Annotated in this window: 22 protein-coding genes; 7 read left to right on the forward strand and 15 right to left on the reverse strand. The window is 70.3% G+C overall.

Annotated features, from left to right (window positions below; all coding sequences use genetic code 11):
* From priA to hisD, 5 genes are read right to left on the reverse strand one after another with little or no spacing between them, the layout of a single operon-like run.
* Window positions 1-756 (reverse strand): bifunctional 1-(5-phosphoribosyl)-5-((5-phosphoribosylamino)methylideneamino)imidazole-4-carboxamide isomerase/phosphoribosylanthranilate isomerase PriA, encoded by a 756-nt coding sequence (gene priA, locus G6N61_RS05830; protein ID WP_163917669.1) that lies wholly within the window; start codon window positions 754-756, stop codon window positions 1-3.
* A 5-nt stretch (window positions 757-761) separates the two neighbouring features.
* Window positions 762-1,382 carry an imidazole glycerol phosphate synthase subunit HisH gene (gene hisH, locus G6N61_RS05835; protein WP_163917670.1) on the reverse strand — a complete coding sequence of 207 codons (621 nt, stop codon included), beginning with the start codon at window positions 1,380-1,382 and terminating at the stop codon, window positions 762-764.
* Window positions 1,379-1,999: an imidazoleglycerol-phosphate dehydratase HisB gene (hisB, locus tag G6N61_RS05840; protein WP_163917671.1), complete on the reverse strand. Its 621-nt coding sequence runs from the start codon at window positions 1,997-1,999 to the stop codon at window positions 1,379-1,381. The genes hisH and hisB overlap by 4 nt, the downstream gene beginning before the upstream one ends.
* Window positions 1,996-3,126: a histidinol-phosphate transaminase gene (locus G6N61_RS05845; protein ID WP_163917672.1), complete on the reverse strand. Its 1,131-nt coding sequence runs from the start codon at window positions 3,124-3,126 to the stop codon at window positions 1,996-1,998. Before G6N61_RS05845 ends, hisB begins: the two co-directional genes overlap by 4 nt.
* A complete protein-coding gene (hisD, locus tag G6N61_RS05850) occupies window positions 3,123-4,514 on the reverse strand; it encodes a histidinol dehydrogenase (RefSeq protein WP_407666387.1) in 1,392 nt (463 codons plus the stop codon). The genes G6N61_RS05845 and hisD overlap by 4 nt, the downstream gene beginning before the upstream one ends.
* A 44-nt stretch (window positions 4,515-4,558) precedes the next feature.
* Here hisD and G6N61_RS05855 point away from each other — a divergent pair, with 44 nt between their 5' ends.
* The 3 genes from G6N61_RS05855 to G6N61_RS05865 all read left to right on the forward strand — a co-directional run bounded on the left by G6N61_RS05855 (window position 4,559) and on the right by G6N61_RS05865 (window position 7,140).
* On the forward strand, window positions 4,559-4,945 hold the full coding sequence (locus tag G6N61_RS05855; protein WP_163917673.1) for a nitroreductase family deazaflavin-dependent oxidoreductase: 387 nt from the start codon (window positions 4,559-4,561) through the stop codon (window positions 4,943-4,945).
* A 54-nt stretch (window positions 4,946-4,999) separates the two neighbouring features.
* On the forward strand, window positions 5,000-5,635 hold the full coding sequence (locus G6N61_RS05860) for a LysE family transporter (RefSeq protein WP_163917674.1): 636 nt from the start codon (window positions 5,000-5,002) through the stop codon (window positions 5,633-5,635).
* 224 nt (window positions 5,636-5,859) lie between these two features.
* Window positions 5,860-7,140 (forward strand): hypothetical protein, encoded by a 1,281-nt coding sequence (locus tag G6N61_RS05865; RefSeq protein WP_163917675.1) that lies wholly within the window; start codon window positions 5,860-5,862, stop codon window positions 7,138-7,140.
* Between the two features lie 3 nt (window positions 7,141-7,143).
* On the opposite strand, the gene nadC is transcribed toward G6N61_RS05865, so the two are convergent.
* The 3 genes from nadC to nadA are packed head-to-tail and all read right to left on the reverse strand — an operon-like array spanning window position 7,144 to window position 10,660.
* Window positions 7,144-8,001, reverse strand: coding sequence for a carboxylating nicotinate-nucleotide diphosphorylase (gene nadC / locus G6N61_RS05870; RefSeq protein WP_163917676.1), 858 nt, complete (start codon window positions 7,999-8,001; stop codon window positions 7,144-7,146).
* A complete protein-coding gene (locus G6N61_RS05875) occupies window positions 8,001-9,578 on the reverse strand; it encodes an L-aspartate oxidase (RefSeq protein WP_163917677.1) in 1,578 nt (525 codons plus the stop codon). The genes nadC and G6N61_RS05875 overlap by 1 nt, the downstream gene beginning before the upstream one ends.
* Before the next feature lie 32 nt (window positions 9,579-9,610).
* On the reverse strand, window positions 9,611-10,660 hold the full coding sequence (gene nadA, locus G6N61_RS05880; RefSeq protein ID WP_163917678.1) for a quinolinate synthase NadA: 1,050 nt from the start codon (window positions 10,658-10,660) through the stop codon (window positions 9,611-9,613).
* A 46-nt stretch (window positions 10,661-10,706) separates the two neighbouring features.
* Between nadA and G6N61_RS05885 the strand changes: the two genes are divergently transcribed.
* A complete protein-coding gene (locus tag G6N61_RS05885; protein WP_163917679.1) occupies window positions 10,707-11,420 on the forward strand; it encodes an NUDIX hydrolase in 714 nt (237 codons plus the stop codon).
* Between the two features lie 34 nt (window positions 11,421-11,454).
* Complete coding sequence (locus G6N61_RS05890) at window positions 11,455-12,807, forward strand: lipase family protein (RefSeq protein ID WP_163917680.1); 1,353 nt, start codon at window positions 11,455-11,457, stop codon at window positions 12,805-12,807.
* On the opposite strand, the gene G6N61_RS05895 is transcribed toward G6N61_RS05890, so the two are convergent.
* Genes G6N61_RS05895 through bioB form a run of 3 tightly spaced genes read right to left on the reverse strand, consistent with a single transcriptional unit; the run spans window position 12,743 to window position 14,715 of the window.
* Entirely contained in the window at window positions 12,743-13,492 is a 750-nt protein-coding gene (locus tag G6N61_RS05895; RefSeq protein WP_163917681.1) for a DUF2567 domain-containing protein, read from the reverse strand. The two genes, G6N61_RS05890 and G6N61_RS05895, sit on opposite strands and share 65 nt — an antisense overlap.
* Window positions 13,489-13,698 carry a biotin synthase auxiliary protein BsaP gene (gene bsaP / locus G6N61_RS05900; protein WP_163917682.1) on the reverse strand — a complete coding sequence of 70 codons (210 nt, stop codon included), beginning with the start codon at window positions 13,696-13,698 and terminating at the stop codon, window positions 13,489-13,491. The genes G6N61_RS05895 and bsaP overlap by 4 nt, the downstream gene beginning before the upstream one ends.
* A 9-nt stretch (window positions 13,699-13,707) precedes the next feature.
* Window positions 13,708-14,715, reverse strand: coding sequence for a biotin synthase BioB (gene bioB, locus G6N61_RS05905; protein ID WP_163917683.1), 1,008 nt, complete (start codon window positions 14,713-14,715; stop codon window positions 13,708-13,710).
* 61 nt (window positions 14,716-14,776) lie between these two features.
* Here bioB and G6N61_RS05910 point away from each other — a divergent pair, with 61 nt between their 5' ends.
* Window positions 14,777-15,409 (forward strand): TetR/AcrR family transcriptional regulator, encoded by a 633-nt coding sequence (locus tag G6N61_RS05910; protein WP_235887424.1) that lies wholly within the window; start codon window positions 14,777-14,779, stop codon window positions 15,407-15,409.
* Here G6N61_RS05910 and G6N61_RS05915 read toward each other — a convergent pair.
* Genes G6N61_RS05915 through G6N61_RS05930 form a run of 4 tightly spaced genes read right to left on the reverse strand, consistent with a single transcriptional unit; the run spans window position 15,359 to window position 19,048 of the window.
* Window positions 15,359-15,880, reverse strand: coding sequence for a 2'-5' RNA ligase family protein (locus G6N61_RS05915; RefSeq protein ID WP_163917684.1), 522 nt, complete (start codon window positions 15,878-15,880; stop codon window positions 15,359-15,361). The two genes, G6N61_RS05910 and G6N61_RS05915, sit on opposite strands and share 51 nt — an antisense overlap.
* On the reverse strand, window positions 15,880-16,569 hold the full coding sequence (gene bioD, locus G6N61_RS05920; protein WP_163917685.1) for a dethiobiotin synthase: 690 nt from the start codon (window positions 16,567-16,569) through the stop codon (window positions 15,880-15,882). Before bioD ends, G6N61_RS05915 begins: the two co-directional genes overlap by 1 nt.
* Window positions 16,566-17,726 (reverse strand): 8-amino-7-oxononanoate synthase, encoded by a 1,161-nt coding sequence (locus tag G6N61_RS05925; protein WP_163917686.1) that lies wholly within the window; start codon window positions 17,724-17,726, stop codon window positions 16,566-16,568. The genes bioD and G6N61_RS05925 overlap by 4 nt, the downstream gene beginning before the upstream one ends.
* A gap of 29 nt (window positions 17,727-17,755) precedes the next feature.
* Window positions 17,756-19,048 carry an adenosylmethionine--8-amino-7-oxononanoate transaminase gene (locus G6N61_RS05930; RefSeq protein WP_163917687.1) on the reverse strand — a complete coding sequence of 431 codons (1,293 nt, stop codon included), beginning with the start codon at window positions 19,046-19,048 and terminating at the stop codon, window positions 17,756-17,758.
* 79 nt (window positions 19,049-19,127) lie between these two features.
* On the opposite strand from G6N61_RS05930, the gene G6N61_RS05935 reads away from it, so the two are divergent.
* Complete coding sequence (locus G6N61_RS05935) at window positions 19,128-21,305, forward strand: acetyltransferase SucT (protein WP_163917688.1); 2,178 nt, start codon at window positions 19,128-19,130, stop codon at window positions 21,303-21,305.
* Window positions 21,306-21,328 lie beyond the last annotated feature (23 nt).

Consider the following 21,328-nt stretch of genomic DNA (forward strand, 5'->3'; position numbering starts at 1 on the left):
CTACCGACTCACGGCGTCGAGAGCCTCGGGCAACGTGAACCGCCCGGCGTACAGCGCCTTTCCGACGATCGCGCCCTCGACGCCCTCGCCGGTCAGCGTGGCGATCGCCCGCAGGTCGTCGATGCTGGACACCCCGCCCGACGCGATGACGGGAGCCTCGGTGCGCGCCGCGACGGCGGACAGCAACTCCAGGTTCGGGCCGTTGAGGGTGCCGTCCTTGGTCACGTCGGTGACGACGTAGCGCGAGCACCCCTCGGCGTCGAGCCGGTCCAGGATCTCCCACAGGTCGCCGCCGTCGGTCTCCCAGCCGCGACCGCGGAGTCGATATCCGCCGCCTGGCATCGACGGGTCGATCTTGACGTCGAGGCCGACGGCCACCTTGTCGCCGTGCTCGGCGATCATCCGCGCGCACCACTGCGGGTTCTCCAGCGCCGCGGTGCCGAGGTTGACTCGGGCGCAACCGCTTTCGAGTGCGGCCTGCAGGGACTCGTCGTCACGGATGCCGCCCGACAACTCGACCGCCACGTCGAGCCGGCCGATGACCTCGGCGAGCAGTTCGCGGTTCGACCCGCGGCCGAACGCCGCGTCGAGGTCGACGAGGTGGATCCACTCGGCTCCGTCGCGCTGCCAGGCCAAGGCCGCGTCGACCGCGGAGCCGTAGTCGGTCTCGCTGCCTGCCTGGCCCTGCACGAGTCGAACGGCCTTGCCCTCGACCACGTCCACGGCGGGCAGCAGGATCAGCGGTGCGTCATTCAATGTCGTCAGAGCCCCTCGACCCAATTGGTGAGCAGCGTCGCACCTGCGTCGCCGCTCTTCTCCGGATGAAACTGCGTGGCGGACAGGGCACCGTCCTCGACGGCCGCCAGGAACGGCACGTGATGCTTCGCCCACGTGAGGCGTGCGTCGTCACTGCCCTCCCACTTCTGCGCGGCGTAGGAGTGCACGAAGTAGAACCGCGTGTCGGCGTCCAGACCGCGGAAGAGCGTACTGCCCGGCGCCGCGTCGACGACGTTCCACCCCATGTGCGGGATGACCGGAGCATCCAGCCGGACGACGGCGCCTGGCCACTGTGCGCAACCTTCGCTCTCCACCCCGAATTCGACGCCGCGGGTGAACAGGATCTGCATGCCGACGCAGATCCCCAGAACGGGATGTCCGTTGCTCAGCCGATCGGCGACGATCTTGTCGCCACCGACCGCCCGCAGACCGACCATGCACGACTCGTAGGCGCCGACGCCGGGCACCACCAGGCCGTCGGCCGCTGCCGCGGCGTCGGGATCGGACGTGACCTCGACCTCGGCACCGGTGCGTTCCAGCGCGCGCTGGGCGGATCGCAGGTTGCCGGAACCGTAGTCGAGGACGACCACGGACTTCTTCGTCACAGGCTGCCCTTCGTGGACGGCACACCCGTCACTCGGGGATCGGGCTCGACGGCTTGACGCAGCGCGCGCGCAACGGCCTTGAACTCGGCCTCGGTGATGTGGTGCGGGTCGCGGCCGTACAGCGTGCGCACGTGCAGGGCAATCCGGGCGTTGTAGGCCAGCGATTCGAAGACGTGCCGGTTGATGACCGTGTGGTACGGCGCGCTGGAACCCGCGATCGTGAAGTGCACCATGAACTCCGGCTCGCCGGTGTGCACGAAGTATGGCCTGCCCGATACGTCGACGGCGGCATGCGCCAGGGTCTCGTCCATCGGGATGAACGCGTCGCCGAAGCGCCGGATGCCCTTCTTGTCGCCGAGGGCCTCGCCGAGCGCCTGGCCGAGCACGATCGCGGTGTCCTCGACCGTGTGGTGCCCCTCGATCTCGACGTCGCCCTTGGCGTGCACGGTGAGGTCGAAGCTGGCGTGGCTGCCCAGCGACGTCAGCATGTGATCGAAGAACGGGACGCCGGTGCTGATGTCCACCTGACCGGTGCCGTCGAGGTCGATCTCGACGACGATGTCCGATTCCTTGGTCTTGCGTTCGACTCTCGCGCGGCGGTTCGCCGGGTTCGTCATGAGGCTCCTATGGGGCTGGTGGTGGTAAGTTCCGTGTCGGCCAGGAGCGCGCTGGCGTCGAGGAACACGTCGTTCTCTTCGTCGATGCCGACGGTGGCGCGCAGGTAACCGGGGATTCCCACGTCGCGGATCAGTACGCCGGCGTCGAGGTAGCGTTGCCACGCGGCGGGTGCGTCGGCGAACTCGCCGAACAGCACGAAGTTCGCATCGCTGGGGATGACGCGGAAACCCATGTCGCGCAGCGCATCCGATACCCGGTTGCGTTCGGCGATGAGCGTCGCCACACTGCCGAGCGTGTCGTCTGCATGGCGCAGGGCGGCGCGCGCGGCGACCTGCGTCATAGCGGACAGGTGGTAGGGCAGCCGGACGAGCAGTAGCGCGTCGATGACGGCCGGGTCGGCCACCAGGTAGCCCAGGCGCCCCCCCGCGAAGGCGAAGGCCTTGCTCATGGTGCGCGTGACGACGAGCTTCGCCGGGAAGTCCGCCAGCAGGTGCGCCGCGCTCGGCTGTGACGAGAACTCGCCGTAGGCCTCGTCGACGATCACGATCCCCGGCGCCGCCTCGAGCAGTCGGCGCAGGTCGTCGAGCGGGATGCTCTGACCCGACGGGTTGTTCGGGCTCGCGACGAACACGACGTCGGGCCGGTGGTCGCGCACGGCCGCCACGGCCACCTCGACGTCGAGACCGAAGTCGTCGGCCCTACTGGCCTCGACCCAGTCGGTCTGCGTCCCGTCGGAGATGATGGGGTGCATCGAGTAGGACGGGACGAAGCCGATCGCGCTGCGGCCGGGCCCACCGAAGGCCTGTAGCAGCTGCTGCAGGATCTCGTTGGAACCGTTTGCGGCCCAGACGTTCTCGAGCGTGACGGGTACGCCGATCTGAGCGCTCAGGTACGCCGCGAGGTCGGTGCGCAGCAGGACCGCATCCCGGTCGGGGTACCGGTGCAGCTCCGCGGCCGCGTCGCGAACCGATGCCGCCACGTCGTCGACGAGGGCCTGGGTGGGCGGATGCGGGTTCTCGTTCGTGTTCAGCCGCACCGGCACCGACAGTTGCGGGGCACCGTAGGGCGACTTGCCCCGCAGGTTTTCGCGCAGCGGCAGGTCGTCGAGGGTGATCTTCTGCGTCACTTCGCTGATCCCATCCCCGAGTCGCTGCGCTCCGGCCCGCCGAACCTCCGCCGGACGGCCTCGCCGTGCGCGGGGAGGTTCTCCGCGTTCGCGAGCGTGACGACGTAGCCGGCCACGTCCTTGAGCGCCGCCTCGCTGTAGTCCACGACGTGAATGCCACGCAGGAAGGTCTGCACCGACAGACCACTGGAGTGCCGCGCGCAGCCGGCGGTGGGCAGCACGTGGTTCGACCCGGCGCAGTAGTCACCCAGGCTGACCGGTGACCACGCCCCGACGAAGATCGCTCCGGCCGAACGGACCCTGCCCGCCACGGCGGAGGCATCGACCGTCTGGATCTCGAGGTGCTCGGCGGCGTAGGCGTTGACGACCCGCAGGCCCGCGTCGAGGTCGTCGACGAGCACGATCGCCGACTGCTTGCCGCTCAGCGCCACCGTGACCCGCTCACGGTGCACCGTGGTCTCCACCTGAGCGGCGAGTTCGACGTCGGTGGCGTCGGCCAGCTCGGCGCTGGTGGTCACCAGCACCGAGGCGGCCATCTCGTCATGTTCGGCCTGACTGATCAGATCGGCGGCCACGTGAACCGGGTCGGCCGAGTGATCGGCGAGGATCGCGATCTCCGTCGGTCCGGCCTCGGAGTCGATGCCCACCTGCGACCGGCAGATCCGCTTGGCCGCGGTGACGTAGATGTTGCCCGGACCGGTGATCATGTCCACCGGCGCGAGGTCGGCGCCGTCGGTGTCGGTGCCGCCGTAGGCCATCAGCGCCACGGCTTGCGCTCCACCGACCGCCCACACCTCCTCGACGCCGAGCAGCGCCGCGGCAGCGAGGATCGTCGGGTGCGGCAGTCCATGGAAGGGCCCCGAGGTGCCCGACGGGTCGGTCTGCGGCGGGCTCGCGATGACGAGTGACTCCACGCCCGCGGTCTGCGCGGGGACGACGTTCATGACCACGCTCGAGGGATAGACGGCGTTGCCGCCCGGCACGTAAAGACCCACCCGCTCGACCGGCACCCAGCGCTCGGTGACCGTGGCCCCGGGAGCGAGCGTCGTGGTGGTGTCCGTGCGCCGCTGATCGGCGTGCACGGTGCGCGCCCGGTCGATCGAGACCTCCAGCGCCTCCCGGATATCCGGGTCGAGGCCGGCCAGCGCGGCGGCGAGACTCTCGACGGGAACGCGAACCGCTCCTGGCCGCAGCCCGTCGAAGCGTTCGCCGTACTCCAGCGCGGCCTCGGCGCCCCGTTCCACGATGGCGTCGATGATCGGCCGGACGACCGGCACCACGGCGTCGACGTCGACCCCGCCGCGCGGCAACGCGGCGCGCAGATGGGCGACGGACAGCCGTTCGCCACGCAGGTCGATGCGGGCCAACTTCGGCGATGGAGCACTCACGTTGACTATTGTCCCAGAGCAGTACAAATCGTATTGGAGCCGCCATGTCCGACCTGCCAAGGATGTTCCCACCGTGGCTCGACCGCATCCAGATCAAGTACTTCAACCCGGTGATCAAACCGCTCGCGGGGCGCGTGCCGGGACTGGCCAAGCTCGAGCACCGCGGCCGGACCTCAGGCCGCACCTACGAGACGATCGTCACGGCGTACCGCAAGGGCGGCCAGGTGGCCATCGTGTTGGGGCACGGCAAGACGGACTGGGTCAAGAACGTGCTCGCGGCCAACGAGGCGGACATCGAGATGTCCCGCGAGACCATCCACCTCGTCAACCCGCGGATCGAACCCACTGGTGACGGCGTGGCCGCGCTGCCCGGCATGGCGCGCAGGCAGGCGCGCAACGTCGCGGTGTTCGTCGCAGACGTCGCCTCCTGACCCGGGTGCGAAAACTCGGTTGAGCCGACCCCGGGGGCCTGCCACACTTCGACCATGGCGTTCCAGGCGTGGCTGGCGTTCTTCGGTGCGGCGATCCTCATCGCGGTGTCCCCGGGCGCGGGTGCGATCCAATCGATGGCGACCGGTCTGAGCCACGGGGTCCGCCGCGGTTACTGGAGCATCCTCGGGCTCGAGATCGGCCTCATGCTGCAGCTGACGCTGGTGGCCATCGGGCTGGGCGCGCTGGTCACCAACTCGATCGTCGCGTTCAACGTCGTGAAGTGGCTCGGCGTCGCCTACCTCCTGTACCTCGCCGTGCGGCAGTGGCGCTCGGCCACCAGGGACCTGCAAGAGCAGGTGGGGACGTCCGCCGTGGGAGGCCGGCGCGCGCTGGTGTTGCGCGGGTTCCTCGTCAACGCGACGAATCCGAAGGGCCTGGTGTTCTTCCTCGCCGTCACGCCGCAGTTCGTCGTGCCGACGGCCCCGTTGCTACCGCAGTACCTCGCGATCGGCGCCACCATGGTCGCCGTCGACCTGGTCGTCATGGGCCTCTACACCAGCCTTGCGGCACGGCTGCTGCACTGGCTCAACACACCCCGTCAGCAGAAGATCGTCAACCGCACGTTCTCCGGATTGTTCGCCACCGCAGCGGTGGTGCTCTCCCTGGTGCGGCGCGGCGCCACGGCCTGACCACTCTCGCCAAGCCCACTCCCGGGGCCCGTTCTCGTCAGCAAATCGACGTCATGGTAAAGCCGTGCATCGGTGTCACACACGGTCTCACCACGTAAAAATGACGCCCGAGTAGATGCTGGCTAATACCTGCTGGTAGCGTAAACGAACGTTTACCGGGCGTCGCACGTGGGTAACGACCCGGGCGCTCATCGCCACCATCGACGCACAGGGGAGAACTCGGGATGCCATCTTCGAGCAGCAACGCCAGCCGACCGACCATGTTCACGGCAGCCATCGCCGTCGGCGTCATCGCCGTCGCCGCGGGTGCCGGGCCGGCCGGCAGTGACCACGGCTCGCAACCCGTGACGTCCCAGGCGCCGTCGAGCGCCCCGCACCACCCGGCATACGCGCCGGTGCTGGCGGCCGCCTCGACCCCTACCCCCCTACTCGCGGCGATCCTGCTCGGCGGCGAGGCGGCACCGGGCGACGTCGTGGTTGCGGAGTCCGCGGCGTCGGGCGTCCGCGGTCCGTCGACCACGACGACGACCACTGACGGCGCGAGCCTCGGCCGCAACACCGCCTCGGCAGGCCACACCGCCATCACCGCGGCACCGGTTCCGCGCACGGCCGCGACCGCGGCGAGCGTCGGCGACGACCGTGCCGACCTGAGTGGGTCGGCCGTGTCAGCCCGCTCGGCAGCGGCGGTTTCCGCCGTCGCACCCTCGCTGCCCGGCACGCCGCCGCCGGATCTCGGGACGTTCATCCAATCGATGGTCAAGGTCTTCATCAGTGACGGCGGCCCCGGCCAGAACGCCGGTCTGCTCATCGGCAACGGCGGCCATGGATTCGCCGGCCAGAACGGCGGCAACGGCGGCCTCCTGTTCGGAAACGGAGGCGACGGCGGCTACGGCTTGCGCGGCGGCTACGGCGGTACGGGCGGCAACGCGGGACTCTTCGGCAACGGCGGCAAGGGTGGTACCGGATCGTTCAGCATCGTCGGGTTCGGTACCGCGACCGCAGGCAACGGTGGCCGCGGCGGCAATGGCGGCATGCTGGCGGGCAGCGGCGGCCGAGGGGGTGACGGCGGCGTTGCCTACACGGCCGACGGCGTCGCCACCGGCGGCCAGGGCGGTGCCGGAGGAACCGGCGGAATGCTGTCCGGCGACGGTGGGGACGGCGGCACCGGAGGCCTGGCCGAGAGCCCGCGGTCGTCGGCCATCGGCGGGCGCGGCGGAGACGGCGGCAATGCCGCGACCGTGGGCAACGGCGGAGACGGCGGCACCGGCGGCTCGGCGACCGGCGTCGGCGACACGCGCGGCGGCTCGGGCGGTCTTGGTGGAAGCGGCGGCACGGTGTCCGGCGACCCGGGTAGAAACGGCACCGACGGCGCGGCCACGAACACCACGTCGACGACGGCCAAGAACGCCGCCGCGGATGCCTCCAAGGACACCCCCACGGACACCCTCAAGGACACCGACAGCAGCACGTCGAAGTCGTCCGACGCGGGCGCCGGCGAGGACTGACCCCTAGACGTCGAGGCCGATGTCCAGGACCCGGACGGAGTGCGTCAGGGCACCGACGGCGAGGTAGTCCACACCGGTACCCGCGTAAGCGGCAGCCGATTCGAGGGACAACCCGCCGGAGGACTCCAGCTTGGTCGCCGGCGAGCGGTCGTTCTTGCGCTGCACGGCGATCTGCGTCTGCCATACCGGGAAGTTGTCGAGCAGTACGAGTTCGACGTTCTCCGACAGGATTTCGTCGAGCTGCTCGAGTGAGTCGACCTCGACCTCGCAGGGCAGGTCGGGGGCAGCGGTGCGAACGGCCTTGAGGGCCTGCAGCACTCCCCCGGCCGCGGCGACGTGGTTGTCCTTGATCAGCGCGGCGTCGCCCAGGCCCATTCGGTGGTTGACGCCACCGCCGACCCGCACGGCGTACTTCTGCAGCATCCGCAGGCCCGGCAGGGTCTTGCGGGTGTCCCGGATCGCCGCGCCGGTGCCCTCGACGGCCTCGACCCAGTGCGCCGTAGCGGTGGCGATGCCGCTCAGATGCGACACCAGGTTGAGCGTGGTGCGTTCGGCGGTCAGCAACCCGCGGGTCGCCGCCTCGACGGTGAGCAACGAGGCGCCCGCCTCGAGGCGGGTGCCGTCCTCGACGCGGTCGACGATGCGGTAGCCGCCGCTGCCCAGCACGTCGTCGAGCACCATCAGGGCCAGGTCCACGCCGGCGGCCACGCCGGGTTCGCGGGACACCATGGCCGCGACGGTCGTGGCGTCCGAGGGCACGGTGGCCTCGGTCGTCACGTCGGGGCCGTAGCGCAGGTCCTCGGACAGGGCGCGCCGGATGACCTCGCGGGCCTCGACGCATTCGTCATCGGTGAGTCGCATCAGCACACCCCTTCGGGTTGGTCGACCGTCACGCGCCCGCCTCGCAGACGCACGGTGCTGCTCAAGGCCCGGGCCGGGTCGGCTTCCGGGTGATCGGATCGGTGGTGGCATCCCCGCGACTCGGTGCGCTCCGACGCCGCGGCGGCGACGGCCAGCGCCGTCGCGGTGAGCGCGGCGTCCTCGAACGCGGCACGGCCGCGCGTCGGCGCCGGCGACGCCGCATGCAGGGCCTCGGTCAACGCGTGCAGTCCATCCGAATCGCGGACCACCGAGGCATGTCGCCCCATGGCCTCCTGCAAGTCTCTGCGTGGCAATGAGATTCGACGCTCGTCCAGGTCCGGCTGGGCACGCACCGCGCCCGACTCGGCTGCGTGTGCCGCCGCTGACCGGCCCGCCCGGCCGCCCACGACGAGCCCTTCGAGCAGGCTGTTGGACGCCAGCCGGTTGGCGCCGTGCATCCCGGTTCGGGCCACCTCGCCCGCGGCGTAGAGCCCCGCCATCTCGGTGGCTCCAGTGACATCGGTGACGACGCCGCCGCAGCTGTAGTGCGCGCCGGGGACCACCGGGATGGGCTGGCGGCTCGGGTCGATGCCCATGGCGAGGCATGCCGCGGTGACCGTCGGAAAGCGCGTCGCGACGTCGGTCACCCCGCGGGCGTCGAGGTACACGCACGGGTCGCCGGTCGCGCGCAACCGGGTATCGATGGCCGCGGCCACCACGTCGCGGGGCGCGAGGTCGCCCATGGGATGCACGCCGTCGGTGACACGCGCACCGCGGGAGTCGACCAGCACCGCGCCCTCGCCGCGCAGGGCCTCGGTGATCAGCGGGCGACGCCCGGAGGCGGACCCGTCGAACAGCATCGTGGGGTGGAACTGCACGAACTCCAGGTCGCTGACGGCCACCCCGGCCCAAAGGGCAAGGGCCACACCGTCGCCGGTCGAGCCGTCGGGATTGGTGGTCGCGGGATACAGGTGGCCGAGCCCTCCGGTCGCGAGGATCACCGACGGAGCGTGGATCACGCCGGGACCGTCGCCGTTGTGGACCAGGACGCCGGTCACCGCGCCGTCACGATGCACGACCTGCTGAGCCACGTGGTTCCGCCGGACGTCGAGCATGGCCGAGGCGCGGTCCAACGCGCGTTGCACCTCGGCTCCGGTGGCGTCACCGCCCGCGTGCACGATCCGCCGGCGGGAGTGACCCCCCTCCCTGGTCAGCGCCCAGCGTCCACGCCCGTCGTCGTCGAATCTGGCACCGTCGGAGACCAAATCGGCCACGGCGGCGTAGCCGTCGGCGACGATCGAGGTGACCGCCGCGGGATCGCAGAGACCGCCGCCCGCAGCCAAGGTGTCGGCCACGTGGGCCTCGACCGAGTCGTCGGTACGCGGCACCACCACGGCGATGCCGCCCTGGGCGTAGAACGTCGCGGTGTCACCCGCCTTGCCCAGCACGGCCACCCGGGCGCCGCGCCTGTGCGCCGACAGCGCGGCGGCGAGCCCAGCGACGCCCGTGCCGACGACGACGACGTCGGCCCGCTGCTGCCAGAACCCGGCCCCGCCGCAGCCCGCCGCGTTACTCATCCCCCGGGTCGCTTCGCTCCTGCCCGCCGGTGTCATTCTCCGCCGCCGGGCTGCCCGATCTGGATCATGCGCTGCACGCTGCGTCGAGCCGCGGCTGCGACGTCGGGGTCGACGTGGACCTCGTCGGCGCCCTCGATCAGGCAGCGCAGCAGCGCTGCGGGCGTGATCATCTTCATGTATCCGCACGACGCGCGGTCGTTGACGGCGAGGAACTCGACATCGGGTGCGGCGCGGCGCAACTGGTGCAGCATGCCGACCTCGGTGGCCACCAGCACCTGCCGGGCGCGCGTCTCCCGGGCGGCGTCGAGCATGCCGCCGGTGGACAGGATCTTGACCCGGTCGTCGGGCACCGCGCCCTCGCCTGCGAGGTAGAGCGCGGAGGTCGCGCACCCGCACTCGGGGTGGACGAACAGCTCGGCGTCGGGGTGGCTGCGGGCCTGGTCGGCCAGCTCCTCGCCGTTGATGCCCGCATGCACGTGGCACTCACCGGCCCACACGTGCAGGTTCTTGCGCCCGGTCACGCGGCGAACGTGTGCGCCGAGGAACTGATCGGGGCAGAACAGCACGTCGCGGTCCTCGGGAATGGAGGCAACCACCTCGACCGCGTTCGACGAGGTGCAGCACACGTCGGTGAGCGCCTTGACCGCCGCGGTGGTGTTCACGTACGACACGACGACGGCGTCGGGATACTCGTCCTTCCACGCCCGCAGGTCGTCGGCGGTGATGGAGTCGGCCAGAGAGCAACCGGCCCGCTGATCCGGGATCAGCACCGTCTTGTCCGGGCTGAGGATCTTGGCGGTCTCGGCCATGAAGTGCACGCCGCAGAACACAATGGTGTCCTCCGGCGCCTCGGCCGCGATGCGCGACAGCGCCAGCGAGTCACCCACGTGGTCGGCGATGTCCTGGATGGCGGGCAGCTGATAGTTGTGCGCGAGCAGTGTCGCGTTGCGCTCCTCGACGAAGCGGCGGATCTCGCCTGCCCACTCCTCGTCGGCGACGACGCCGCCGTAGCCGGCGGGTCCGTTGGTGATCCGTGCGGCCCAGCCGCCCCGTGAACCTGCCGCGAGGTCGAGAACCGTCATGGCCGTCTCCTTTGACTCAAGAGGTTTTCGACTTATGATCGAAAACATGCCTCATGCTAGCACTTCGCACGAAGTCCTCGCCGTCGTGTTTCAGGTGCGCCAGCTCGACACGGGAAATCCGCAGCTCAGCGCGCTGCTCTGGGAACGCGCGATGGAACCTCAGCGAGGCGCATGGGCGCTGCCCGGCGGCCAGCTACGCGACGACGAGGACATGTTCACGTCGGTGCGCAGGCAACTCGCCGAGAAGGTGGACCTGCAGGAGATCGCCCACCTCGAACAGCTCGCGGTGTTCAGCGACCCCGGCCGCGTTCCGCACGCGGTGTTCGGCTCGCGGGTCATCGCCTCGACCTTCCTCGGCCTGGTGCCCTCCCCCGCCACGCCAGAACTGCCATCCGATACGCGCTGGCATCCGGTCGACGCCCTGCCGCCGCTGGCGTTCGACCACCAGACGATGATCACCAACGCCCACACCCGGCTCGTCGCGAAGCTGTCCTACACCAACGTCGGATTCGCATTGGCGCCAAGGCAATTCGCGCTCTCGACCCTGCGAGACGTCTACGGCGCCGCACTGGGCTATCAAGTGGATGCCACCAATCTGCAACGCGTCCTGGTCCGACGCGGTGTCATCACCCCCACCGGCACCACCGCCAAGTCCGGACGCAGCGGAGGCAGGCCAGCCGCCCTCTACCGGTTCACCGAATCGCGTTACCGCGTGACCGACGAGTTTGCCGCACTGCGGCCACCCGGCGTCGGCGCCTGACCCGTCTTTAAGGGATCCGTGAGAGACTGGCCGGATGGATTTTGGCAACGCAGCCGAGGCAACCGGTGCGGAGTGGATCGGTCAGGTCCCTCACCAGGACCTTCAGCCCCGCGAGCGGCCGCTGCTGCCCGAGCGTGATCCGTTCTACCAGCCACCGGACGGTTTCGAGCACGCCCGGCCGGGCACCGTACTGCGATCGCGGGACGTGTCGCTGGCCTTCATGGGCCTGGTGCGGCAGAAGCTGACCGCAACACAGCTGCTCTACCGCACCACCGACATGAACGGCAACGCGGACTCCACCGTCACCACCGTGCTGGTGCCCACCGAGCGGGACACCGTCCGACCCTGCCCGATCGTGTCCTACCAGTGCGCCATCGACGCCATCGCCGGCCGGTGCTTCCCGTCCTACGCGCTGCGACGCGGCGCGAGGGCCGTGGGCGCGCTCGCCCAGTTCGAGTTCCTGCTCATCTCCGCCGCACTGGCCGAGGGGTGGGCGGTCTCGGTACCCGACCACGAGGGGTCCGACGGCATCTGGGGCGCCCCCCGCGAGCCGGGCTACCACATCCTCGACGGCGTACGGGCCGCGCTGAACACCGAGTCGCTGCGGCTGTCCCACGAGGCGCCGGTCGGCCTGTGGGGCTACTCCGGCGGCGGACTCGCCACGGCGTGGGCGTCGGAGGTCTACGCCGACTACGCACCGGAACTCAACGTCGTGGGCGCCGTACTCGGGTCCCCCGTCGCCGATCTGGGCAGCGCGTACCGGCGACTCAACGGCAGCATCTTCTCGGGCCTGCCCGCGATGGTCGTCGCCGCGCTCACCCACGTCTACCCGGACCTCGACCGGGTGATCGCCGAGCACGCCACCGCCGACGGCAAGAAGATGCTCGATCGCGTCCACCGGATGACCACCGCCCACGCCGTGCTGTGGCTGATCCGCAAGGACATGGACGATCTCGTCGACCAGCCGCTCCAGCAGATCCTCGACACACCCGAGGTCCAGCACGTCTTCGAGAGCATCCGGCTCGGCAACACCGCGCCGACCCCGCCCGTGCTGATCGTGCAGGCCGTTCACGACAAGATCGTGTCCGTCGACGACATCGACCGGCTGACCGAGACCTACGAGCGCGGCGGCTCGCACGTGACCTACCACCGCGACATGTTCAGCGAGCACATGCTGCTGCATCCGCTGTCGGCACCCATGGCGCTGCGATGGTTGCGCGACCGCATCAACGACCGGCCGCTGTCGGAGAACCGGCTGCGCACGGCGTGGCCGACCATGCTGAACCCCTCGACCTACCGAGGCATGCTGCGGCTGAGCCTGATCAGCGCGAAGGTGATCCTGGGTCGACGGGTGGAACGTCGGCCGCTGTCCGTCCTGGATCAGTGACCGTCGGATCGGTGACCGGGGCCTGATCGACGCCGACGGGGCCCACGGGCGTCCCCGTCGGGACGAATGCCCTCGGTTCCACCGGCGGCCACGCACCCAGGTCGTCGCGCGGCGTCGACAGCACGCACAGCGCGTAGGCCAGCGCCGCCAAGCCCGCCGGGAAGACGATCGTCAGTGCGATCTGCAGCGGCGTGTGCCCGAAGAACACCGCGGGCGCCTCCGTCACGTAGTGGATGCGGTGCTCGGGCGACACCGGCGCACCGGCCACGTCGACTGCGCCATACCGCCAATGAGCCAGTACCGCACCGACTCCCGCGGCTGCGGCGGCCGCGATCATCGAACCCACGACCAGCGCTCCGGCCAGCACCGGACCGCGATGCGCGCGCCACCGCCACACCGCTGCCGTCGTCACGATCGCGACGACCGACACCATGCCCGGGATCAGGAACGCCCCGAGGAACAACTGATCGGCCGAGTCGCCGACGAAACCGCGCACGCGATCACCGGCGCGGGTCAGCCCGACGACTCCCGCGACGGGAGGAGCCAGCACCGCCCACAACGCCCCGACCGCGACGCCCGCCAACGTCAATCCGAGCACCACCGTCGCCGCAGCGCGTCGACGCGTGACGCGCGGTGCTGCGGGATCCTCCGGCAGCATCACGGCGGGTTCGGTGGCGTTGGTCATCGGTTCTCCAGATCCTTGGAGTCGAGGGCGTCGTGGCGCGAACACCTTGCGGACCACCCGTCGGGGCGGACCTGAACGATCATGCGCCTGCCGCACTGCGCGCAGAACCGCGGTGGCTCCAGACCGAGTCGAGCAGCGGCCGGGACGTCGGACGACCCCGCGCCGTCCTCGGCCTGCCCGGTGTAGACGTTGAACTTCTGCGGCATCGCCGGCGCTCAGATGGTGGCGTTGAGCGCTTTGATCGGCATCTGCAGATCGTCGAGCAGTTCGAGGTCCGCCTCGGCGGGCCGACCCAGCGTGGTGAGGTAGTTGCCGACGATCACGGCGTTGATGCCGCCGAGGATGCCCTGCTTCGCGCCGAGGTCGCCGAGGGTGATCTCGCGCCCACCCGCGAACCGCAGCATGGTGCGCGGCAGCGCGAGGCGGAACGCCGCGACGGCCTTGAGCGCCTCCGATGCCGGCAGGACCTCCAGGTCGCCGAACGGCGTGCCCGGACGCGGGTTCAGGAAGTTCAGCGGCACCTCGTGCGGGTTCAGTTCGGCGAGGTTCGCGGCGAATTCGGCACGCTGCTCCAGGGTTTCACCCATGCCGAGGATGCCGCCGCAGCAGACCTCCATGCCGGCCTCGCGAACCATCTCGAGGGTGCCCCAGCGCTCCTCCCAGGAGTGCGTGGTGACGACGTTCGGGAAGTGCGACCGCGCGGTCTCCAGGTTGTGGTTGTAGCGGTGGACGCCCATCGCCACGAGGCGGTCGACCTGCTCCTGGTTCAGCATGCCCAGCGAACACGCGATCTGGATGTCGACCTCGTTGCGAATGGCCTCGATGCCCGCGGCGACCTGGGCGAGCAGCCGCTCGTCGGGTCCGCGGACCGCGGCGACGATGCAGAACTCGGTGGCACCGGACTTCGCGGTCTGCTTGGCGGCCTCGACGAGGTTCGGGATGTCGAGCCATGCGCTGCGCACGGGCGACGCGAACAGTCCCGACTGCGAGCAGAAGTGGCAGTCCTCGGGGCAGCCACCGGTCTTGAGACTGATGATGCCCTCGACCTCGACCTCCGGGCCACACCACTTCATCCGGACCTCGTGGGCGAGCGCGAGCAGATCCTCGAGGTGGTCGTCGTCGAGCTGCAGTACCGAGAGCACCTGCGCCTGATCGAGACCCTCGCCCCGTTCGAGCACCTGCTCCCGGGCCACGTCCAGGACATTCGTCGCCGCTAGGGTCACCGGGCACTCCACTCTTCATCCGTCGTCAACATCGAACTTGAACGGTGTTTAGGATACAGGCGTGGACACGCACCGCCGCCACGGCCGGGACGAGGTGGTCGCCAAGGCCGCTCACCTGCTCGACGAGTACGGCCTCGCCGACCTGACCATGCGACGACTGGCGCGCGAACTCGGCGTCACGCCAGGCGCGCTCTACTGGCACTTCGCCGACAAGCAGGAACTGCTTGGCGCCGTCGCCGACCGCATCCTCGAACCCACCTGCCGAGAACCCGCCGACGCGCCGTGGGCAGCGCGCATCGTCGCCATCGGATCGGGCCTGCGCGAAGCGCTGCTGTCGAGCACCGACGGGGCGGAACTGGTGTCGGCCACCTTCGCGTCCGGCACGTCGCAGGCCCTGCGCGGCATCCTCGAGCGACTGGTCGCGGCCGCCGATGACGCGGGCTTCGTGCCCACCAACGCCGAACTCGCCGCTCGCACGATCGTCTACTACGTCCTCGGGTTCACCGCCGACGAGCAGTCGCGGCTGCAGTGGGACGCCGCGGGCGCGCTGCCCCACGAACAGTCGGTTCTGACGTCGAACCCCAACGCACGCTTCACGTTCGGACTGCGGCTGCTCACCGACGGGATGGCTGCGCGGCAGGCGTCAGACGCCGATGACGGTGTCGATCCGGGCGTCGCCGTCCCAGCGCCGTAGCGCCGCGAACGTCCCGGCCACGTCGTCGCCGCCCAGCACCTCCAGGGCGGCCGGCAGGTCGCCCGGCGGTAGACGCCGGCACACGGTCACGTGCGGGGTCCACTGGCCCGGCAGCGCATGGGGGAACGGCCCAGGGTCCTGATGGCCGATGCTGCGCTCGTGCACGTCCCGATGCAGCCGCAGCAGGGGTTCGCTCGGGATCACCAACCTGACCACCGTCAGCGACCGCCGTCCGAACACCATCACCGCGCCGATGCGACACGGCATGGGCAGCGACCGCGCGGCCTCCGCCAGCTCCCCGTCGACGGACGCCGAGATGCGCTCGGACACCGCGAGCGTGACGTGTGGGCGGTTGGTCGGCGACCGGTGCCGGGCCTGACTCGGCAGCCCTGCCTCGGCGAGCGCGGTCCAGTCGCGGCGCAGCGCATCGTCGGTGGCCTCGTCGAAGATCAGCTCGATCGAGTGCGCCACTACAGCAGACTCCGCAGCCAGTCCGGTGAGAACACCCGGGCACTCAGATCGGCGAACGACGCCGGATCCAGCGCGCCCGAGCCGGACGGCAGCACGGCACGCACCGGCGCGATCTCCGCGAGCGCGTCGAGGTTCGACGCCTCTGCGACGTTCGGCGCGGCGGGATACGCACCGACGATCACACCGGCACACGGAACACTCTGCGCGCCAAGGGCTTCCACCGTGAGAGCAGTGTGGTTGAGCGTCCCCAGCCCGGCGGCGGCCACGACGAGCACCGGGGCGCCGACGTCGCCCGCGAGGTCGCGCAGCGTCGCCCGTTCCGACGACAGCTCGACGAGCAGACCACCCGCCCCCTCGACGATCACCAGCCGATCCGGCGCATCGGACCCCAGGATCAGATCGCCCAACTCGGCCCGGCTGGGCAGCACGGCCCCCGATCGCAGCGCCGCCGCACGGGGCGCCAGCGGCTCGGGATAACGCCACCCGCGGATCAGTCGGTCGACGCCGGCGAGCCTGCCGATCTCAGCGAGGTCGTCGTCACCCTCGACGAGGGTCGGGCCCGATCCCGTCTGCACGGGCTTGCACACGGCGACGTCGATGCCTGCGATCCCGGCCGCGCATGCCAGCGCTGCGGTCGCCACCGTCTTCCCCACGCCGGTGTCGGTGCCCGTCACGACGACGATGCTCATGATCGCGCCGTCGCCAGGACTTCCGTCAGCACCCGGCGAGCCAGGTCCAGATCGTCGTCGGTCAGGGACGCACGCGCGGTGAGGCGCAGGCGCGACGTGCCCACCGGTACCGTCGGCGGCCGGAAACAGCCCACCCGCAGACCCCGTTCCAGGCACCCGTTGGCGGCGGCGAGCGCGACGTCCGGCTCCCCCAGGATCACCGACACCACCGCCGACCCCGGCGTCTCGGACACACCGCAGACCTCAGCCAGCGCACGGGCATTCGCGAGTACGGCGTCCGCGCGCCACGGTTCGGCGATCAGCACGTTCAGAGCGGCCCACGCCGCACCCACGGCGGCAGGCGCAAGGCCGGTGTCGAAGATGAACGGCCGGGCGGCGTCGATCAGATGGTCGCGCACCGGCCTCGGCCCGAGCACCACGCCGCCCTGACTGCCGAGCGCCTTGGACAGCGTCGTCGTCATCACCACGTCGGGCGCACCGGCCAGACCGACCTCGTGCAGCAGCCCCCGACCGCCGTCGCCGCGAACCCCTAGGCCATGGGCCTCGTCGACGATCAGCAGCGCACCGTGTCGGCGGCATACGTCATGCAGTCTGCGCATCGGCGCCATTGCACCGTCGGCGCTGAACACCGAGTCGGTCAGGACGACGGCCCGCTCCTCGCTGCGCGCGGCGAGCGCCTCGTCGACGGCGTCGACGTCGCGGTGCGGCGTCACCGCCACCCGGGCGCGGGAGAGTCGGCACGCGTCGACCAGCGAGGCATGGGTGTAGGCGTCGGACACCAGCAGCGAGCCGGGCCCGGACAGCGCGACGACGGCACCGAGGTTGGCGGTGTAGCCCGAGGAGAACACCAGGGCCGACTCCGCGCCGACGAACTGCGCCAGCGCCTCCTCGAAGCCCTCGTGCAACTCGGTGTTGCCGGTGACGAGTCGCGACCCCGTCGAACCGGCGCCCCACGTCCGCAGCGCCTCGACACCACCGTCGATCACCGCGCGGTGCGCGGCCAAACCGAGGTAGTCGTTGGAGGCCAGGTCCAGTTCGGTGCCCACCGGCGGCCGGGCCCGAAGCGACCTGCGCAGGCCGGCAGCGCGGCGCTGACGCTCGACGTCCTCCAACCAGGACAGCGGTGACAGCGCAGACGTCGGAAACGACCGTGGCACCCGAACTCCCTCCGACACTTGAACACCGTTCAGGTTAGTGCACGCGCGACCGCCACCATCCCCGACCCGATGCGAGCCACCTCGTCGGGAGTGCACACGAACGGCGGCATGGCGTACACCAGATTCCGGAACGGACGCAGCCACAGGCCGTGGTCGAGCGCCACGGCCGTCGCCCGCGGGACGTCCACGGCCTGCGCCATCTCGATCACGCCGATCGCGCCGAGAACGCGGACGTCGGCGACGCCGTCGATGCCTGCCGCCGGCGCCAGGCCCGCGCGCAGTCCCGCCTCGATCTCACCCACCCGCGCCTGCCAGTCCTGACCGAGGAGCAACTCGACCGACGCGACCGACACCGCGCACGCCAACGCATTCGCCATGAACGTGGGGCCGTGCATCAGCGCACCCTCGTCGCTGGCGCTGATCACCCCGGCCACCTCGCCGGTGCAGAGCGTCGCCGCCAGCGTCAGGTAGCCGCCCGTCAGGGCCTTGCCCACGCACATCACGTCTGGGGTCACCCCCGCCAGGTCGGCGGCGAACAGCGCACCCGTGCGGCCGAACCCGGTGGCGATCTCGTCGAAGACCAGCAGCACGTCGTGCCGCGAACACCCGGCGCGCAGGTCGGCGAGGTAGCGCGGATCGTGGAACCGCATGCCACCGGCGCCCTGCACCACCGGCTCGACGATCACGGCCGCGACCTCGTCCGCCCGCTCGGCGAGCTGACGCGCGAAGGCCTCGGCGTAGGCCGGGTCGTACTCCGAGGGCACCTGCGGTGCGAAGACCTGCGGGCTCAGCACGTTGCGCCACAGCGTGTGCATCCCGCCGTCGGGGTCGCACACGCTCATCGGCGTGAACGTGTCGCCGTGGTACCCACCACGCCAGGTCATGAGGCGGTGCCTACCGGGCCGGCCGCGCGCCACCTGATACTGCAGCGCCATCTTCGCGGCGATCTCGACCGCCACGGACCCGGAGTCGCTGAAGAAGACCGCGTCGAGGCCCTCGGGGGTGATCTCGACCAGCAGCTGGGCCAACCGGGCCGCGGGCTCGTGGGTCAACCCGCCGAACATGACGTGGTTCATCGTCGCGAGCTGGTTCGTGATCGCGGCGTCGAGCACCGGATGGCCGTGGCCGTGAATCGCCGTCCACCAGGAACTCATCGCATCGATCACCTCGACGGGGTGGCCGTCCCGGATGACCGTCAGCGACGCGCCCTTGGCGCCGACGGCCACGACCGGCGCCATGGCCTCGGCGCCGATCGTGCTGTACGGGTGCCACACGTGGGCGGCATCGATCGCACTGATCTCGTCGGGCGTCAACGCAGCCACGGCCCATCGCTCCCTTCACGTGGGGGCTCATCGTCGAGATGAGCGCACACCCCGCCGCACGGTAGATTGTCCGACGACCATGCTGACCCTCGCCCCTACCCGGACGGCGTCGCGTACCGAATCCGGGTCCGCTTCGCCTGCCGCCATGGGCACCAGGACGTCGGGCTTCTACCGCCACGATCTCGACGGTCTCCGGGGCGTCGCGATCGCGCTCGTCGCGGTGTTCCACGTGTGGTTCGGCAGGGTCTCCGGTGGCGTCGACGTCTTCCTGGCACTCTCGGGTTTCTTCTTCGGTGGTCGCCTGCTGCGCGCGGCGCTGACCCCGACCGCGTCACTGGCACCGCTGCCCGAGGTGAAGCGGCTGGTGCGCAGGCTGCTGCCCGCACTGGTCGTGGTGCTGGCGGCCTCGGCGGTGCTCACGATCCTGGTGCAGCCCGAGACCCGGTGGGAGACGTTCGCAGACCAGAGCCTCGCCAGCCTCGGTTACTACCAGAACTGGGAATTGCTCAGGACCGCATCGGATTACCTGCGGGCAGGCGAGTCGGTCAGCCCGCTGCAGCACATCTGGTCGATGTCGGTGCAGGGCCAGTTCTACATCGCTTTCCTCGCGCTGATCTTCGGCGTCGCCTTCCTGCTGCGCCGCATCGTCGGACGGCACATGCGCGCACTGCTGATCGTGCTGCTGACGGCACTCACCATCGCGTCGTTCGTGTACGCCGTGATCGCGCACGGCGAGAACCCCTCCACCGCGTACTACGACAGCTTCGCCCGCGCCTGGGAGTTGCTGCTGGGCGCCCTGGCCGGAGCGGTGGTTCCGTACGTGCGCTGGCCGATGTGGCTCCGCACGGTGGTGTCCGTCATCGCCCTGGCAGCGATCCTGTCCTGCGGCGCGTTCATCGACGGCGTCAGGGAGTTCCCCGGCCCGTGGGCGCTGGTGCCGGTCGGCGCAACCATCCTGTTCATCCTGAGCGCGGCCAACCGGGCAGCCGACCCGCACGTCGCCAAGGCCGGCGCCCGGATGCCCGCACCGAACCGCCTCATGGCCACGGCGCCGTTCGTCAAGCTGGGTACGATCGCGTACTCGCTGTACCTGTGGCACTGGCCGCTGCTGATCTTCTGGCTGGCCTACAGCGGCCACACCCGCGCCAACTTCGTCGAAGGCGCGATCATCCTGCTGCTCTCGGGCGTACTGGCGTGGCTGACCATGCGCTACGTCGAGGAACCGTTGCGGCTGCGCGCGCCCGTGGCCACCCGGCCGACGGTGTCCGTTCCGCTGCGCAAGCGGCTGCGCCGACCCACGATCGTCCTGGGGTCGATCGTCACGCTGCTCGGCGTCGCATTGACGGCGACGTCGTTCACGTGGCGTGAGCACATGACCATCCAGCGGGCGAACGGCAAGGAACTCAGCGGCCTGTCCTCACGCGACTACCCGGGTGCGCGCGCACTGGTCAACAACGCCCGGGTGCCGAAGCTGCCGATGCGACCCACGGTCCTCGAAGCCCAGGACGACCTGCCGCAGACCACCATCGACCAGTGCATCAGCGACTTCGACGACGCCGGCATCAGAAGCTGTGCCTACGGCGACGAAACGGCCACCCGCACGATCGCCCTGGCCGGCGGCTCGCACGCCGAACACTGGATCACCGCGCTCGACCTGCTGGGCAGGCTGCACGGTTTCAAGGTCGTCACCTACCTCAAGATGGGGTGCCCGCTGACCACCGAGGAAACTCCGCTCGTCATGGGCGACAACCGCGAGTATCCGAAGTGCCGGGAGTGGAACCTCAAGGTGATGCCCCGCCTGATCGCCGACCATCCCGACTACGTGTTCACCACCTCGACCCGGCCATGGAACATCAAGGACGGCGACGTTATGCCCAGCGCCTACGTCGGCATCTGGCAGGCATTCGCAAAGGCGCGCATCCCGGTGCTGGCCATGCGGGACACGCCATGGAACGTCCGCGACGGCGAACCGTTCTTCCCCGCTGACTGCATCGCCGGGGGCGGCGACGCCAGCACCTGCGGCATCAAGCGCTCGGAGGTACTGTCCGATCACAACCCCACGCTGGACTTCGTCAAGCAGTTCCCACTGCTGAAACCGCTCGACATGAGCGACGCGGTCTGCCGTGAGGACCAGTGCCGCGCCGTCGAGGGGAATGTGTTGATATATCACGACTCCCACCACTTCACCACGACGTACATGCGCACGATGACCAACGAATTGGGGCGCCAGATCGCCGAGATCACCAGGTGGTGGTGACTCCCGCGGACGTGAGGACACCG

The sequence above is a fragment of the Mycolicibacterium arabiense genome, from assembly GCF_010731815.2.
Classification (GTDB): domain Bacteria; phylum Actinomycetota; class Actinomycetes; order Mycobacteriales; family Mycobacteriaceae; genus Mycobacterium; species Mycobacterium arabiense.

Bases quoted from the DNA above. Each gene is read 5' to 3' on its own strand.
- hisB (WP_163917671.1), bottom strand. From the start codon at position 1,999: ATGACGAACCCGGCGAACCGCCGCGCGAGAGTCGAACGCAAGACCAAG.
- G6N61_RS05875 (WP_163917677.1), bottom strand. From the start codon at position 9,578: ATGAGTAACGCGGCGGGCTGCGGCGGGGCCGGGTTCTGGCAGCAGCGG.
- bsaP (WP_163917682.1), bottom strand. From the start codon at position 13,698: ATGCCGCAGAAGTTCAACGTCTACACCGGGCAGGCCGAGGACGGCGCG.
- G6N61_RS05885 (WP_163917679.1), top strand. From the start codon at position 10,707: ATGCCTCATGCTAGCACTTCGCACGAAGTCCTCGCCGTCGTGTTTCAG.
- bioD (WP_163917685.1), bottom strand. From the start codon at position 16,569: ATGAGCATCGTCGTCGTGACGGGCACCGACACCGGCGTGGGGAAGACG.
- G6N61_RS05855 (WP_163917673.1), top strand. From the start codon at position 4,559: ATGTCCGACCTGCCAAGGATGTTCCCACCGTGGCTCGACCGCATCCAG.
- G6N61_RS05935 (WP_163917688.1), top strand. From the start codon at position 19,128: ATGCTGACCCTCGCCCCTACCCGGACGGCGTCGCGTACCGAATCCGGG.
- nadC (WP_163917676.1), bottom strand. From the start codon at position 8,001: ATGCGACTCACCGATGACGAATGCGTCGAGGCCCGCGAGGTCATCCGG.
- nadA (WP_163917678.1), bottom strand. From the start codon at position 10,660: ATGACGGTTCTCGACCTCGCGGCAGGTTCACGGGGCGGCTGGGCCGCA.
- G6N61_RS05890 (WP_163917680.1), top strand. From the start codon at position 11,455: ATGGATTTTGGCAACGCAGCCGAGGCAACCGGTGCGGAGTGGATCGGT.
- G6N61_RS05860 (WP_163917674.1), top strand. From the start codon at position 5,000: ATGGCGTTCCAGGCGTGGCTGGCGTTCTTCGGTGCGGCGATCCTCATC.
- G6N61_RS05895 (WP_163917681.1), bottom strand. From the start codon at position 13,492: ATGACCAACGCCACCGAACCCGCCGTGATGCTGCCGGAGGATCCCGCA.
- G6N61_RS05865 (WP_163917675.1), top strand. From the start codon at position 5,860: ATGCCATCTTCGAGCAGCAACGCCAGCCGACCGACCATGTTCACGGCA.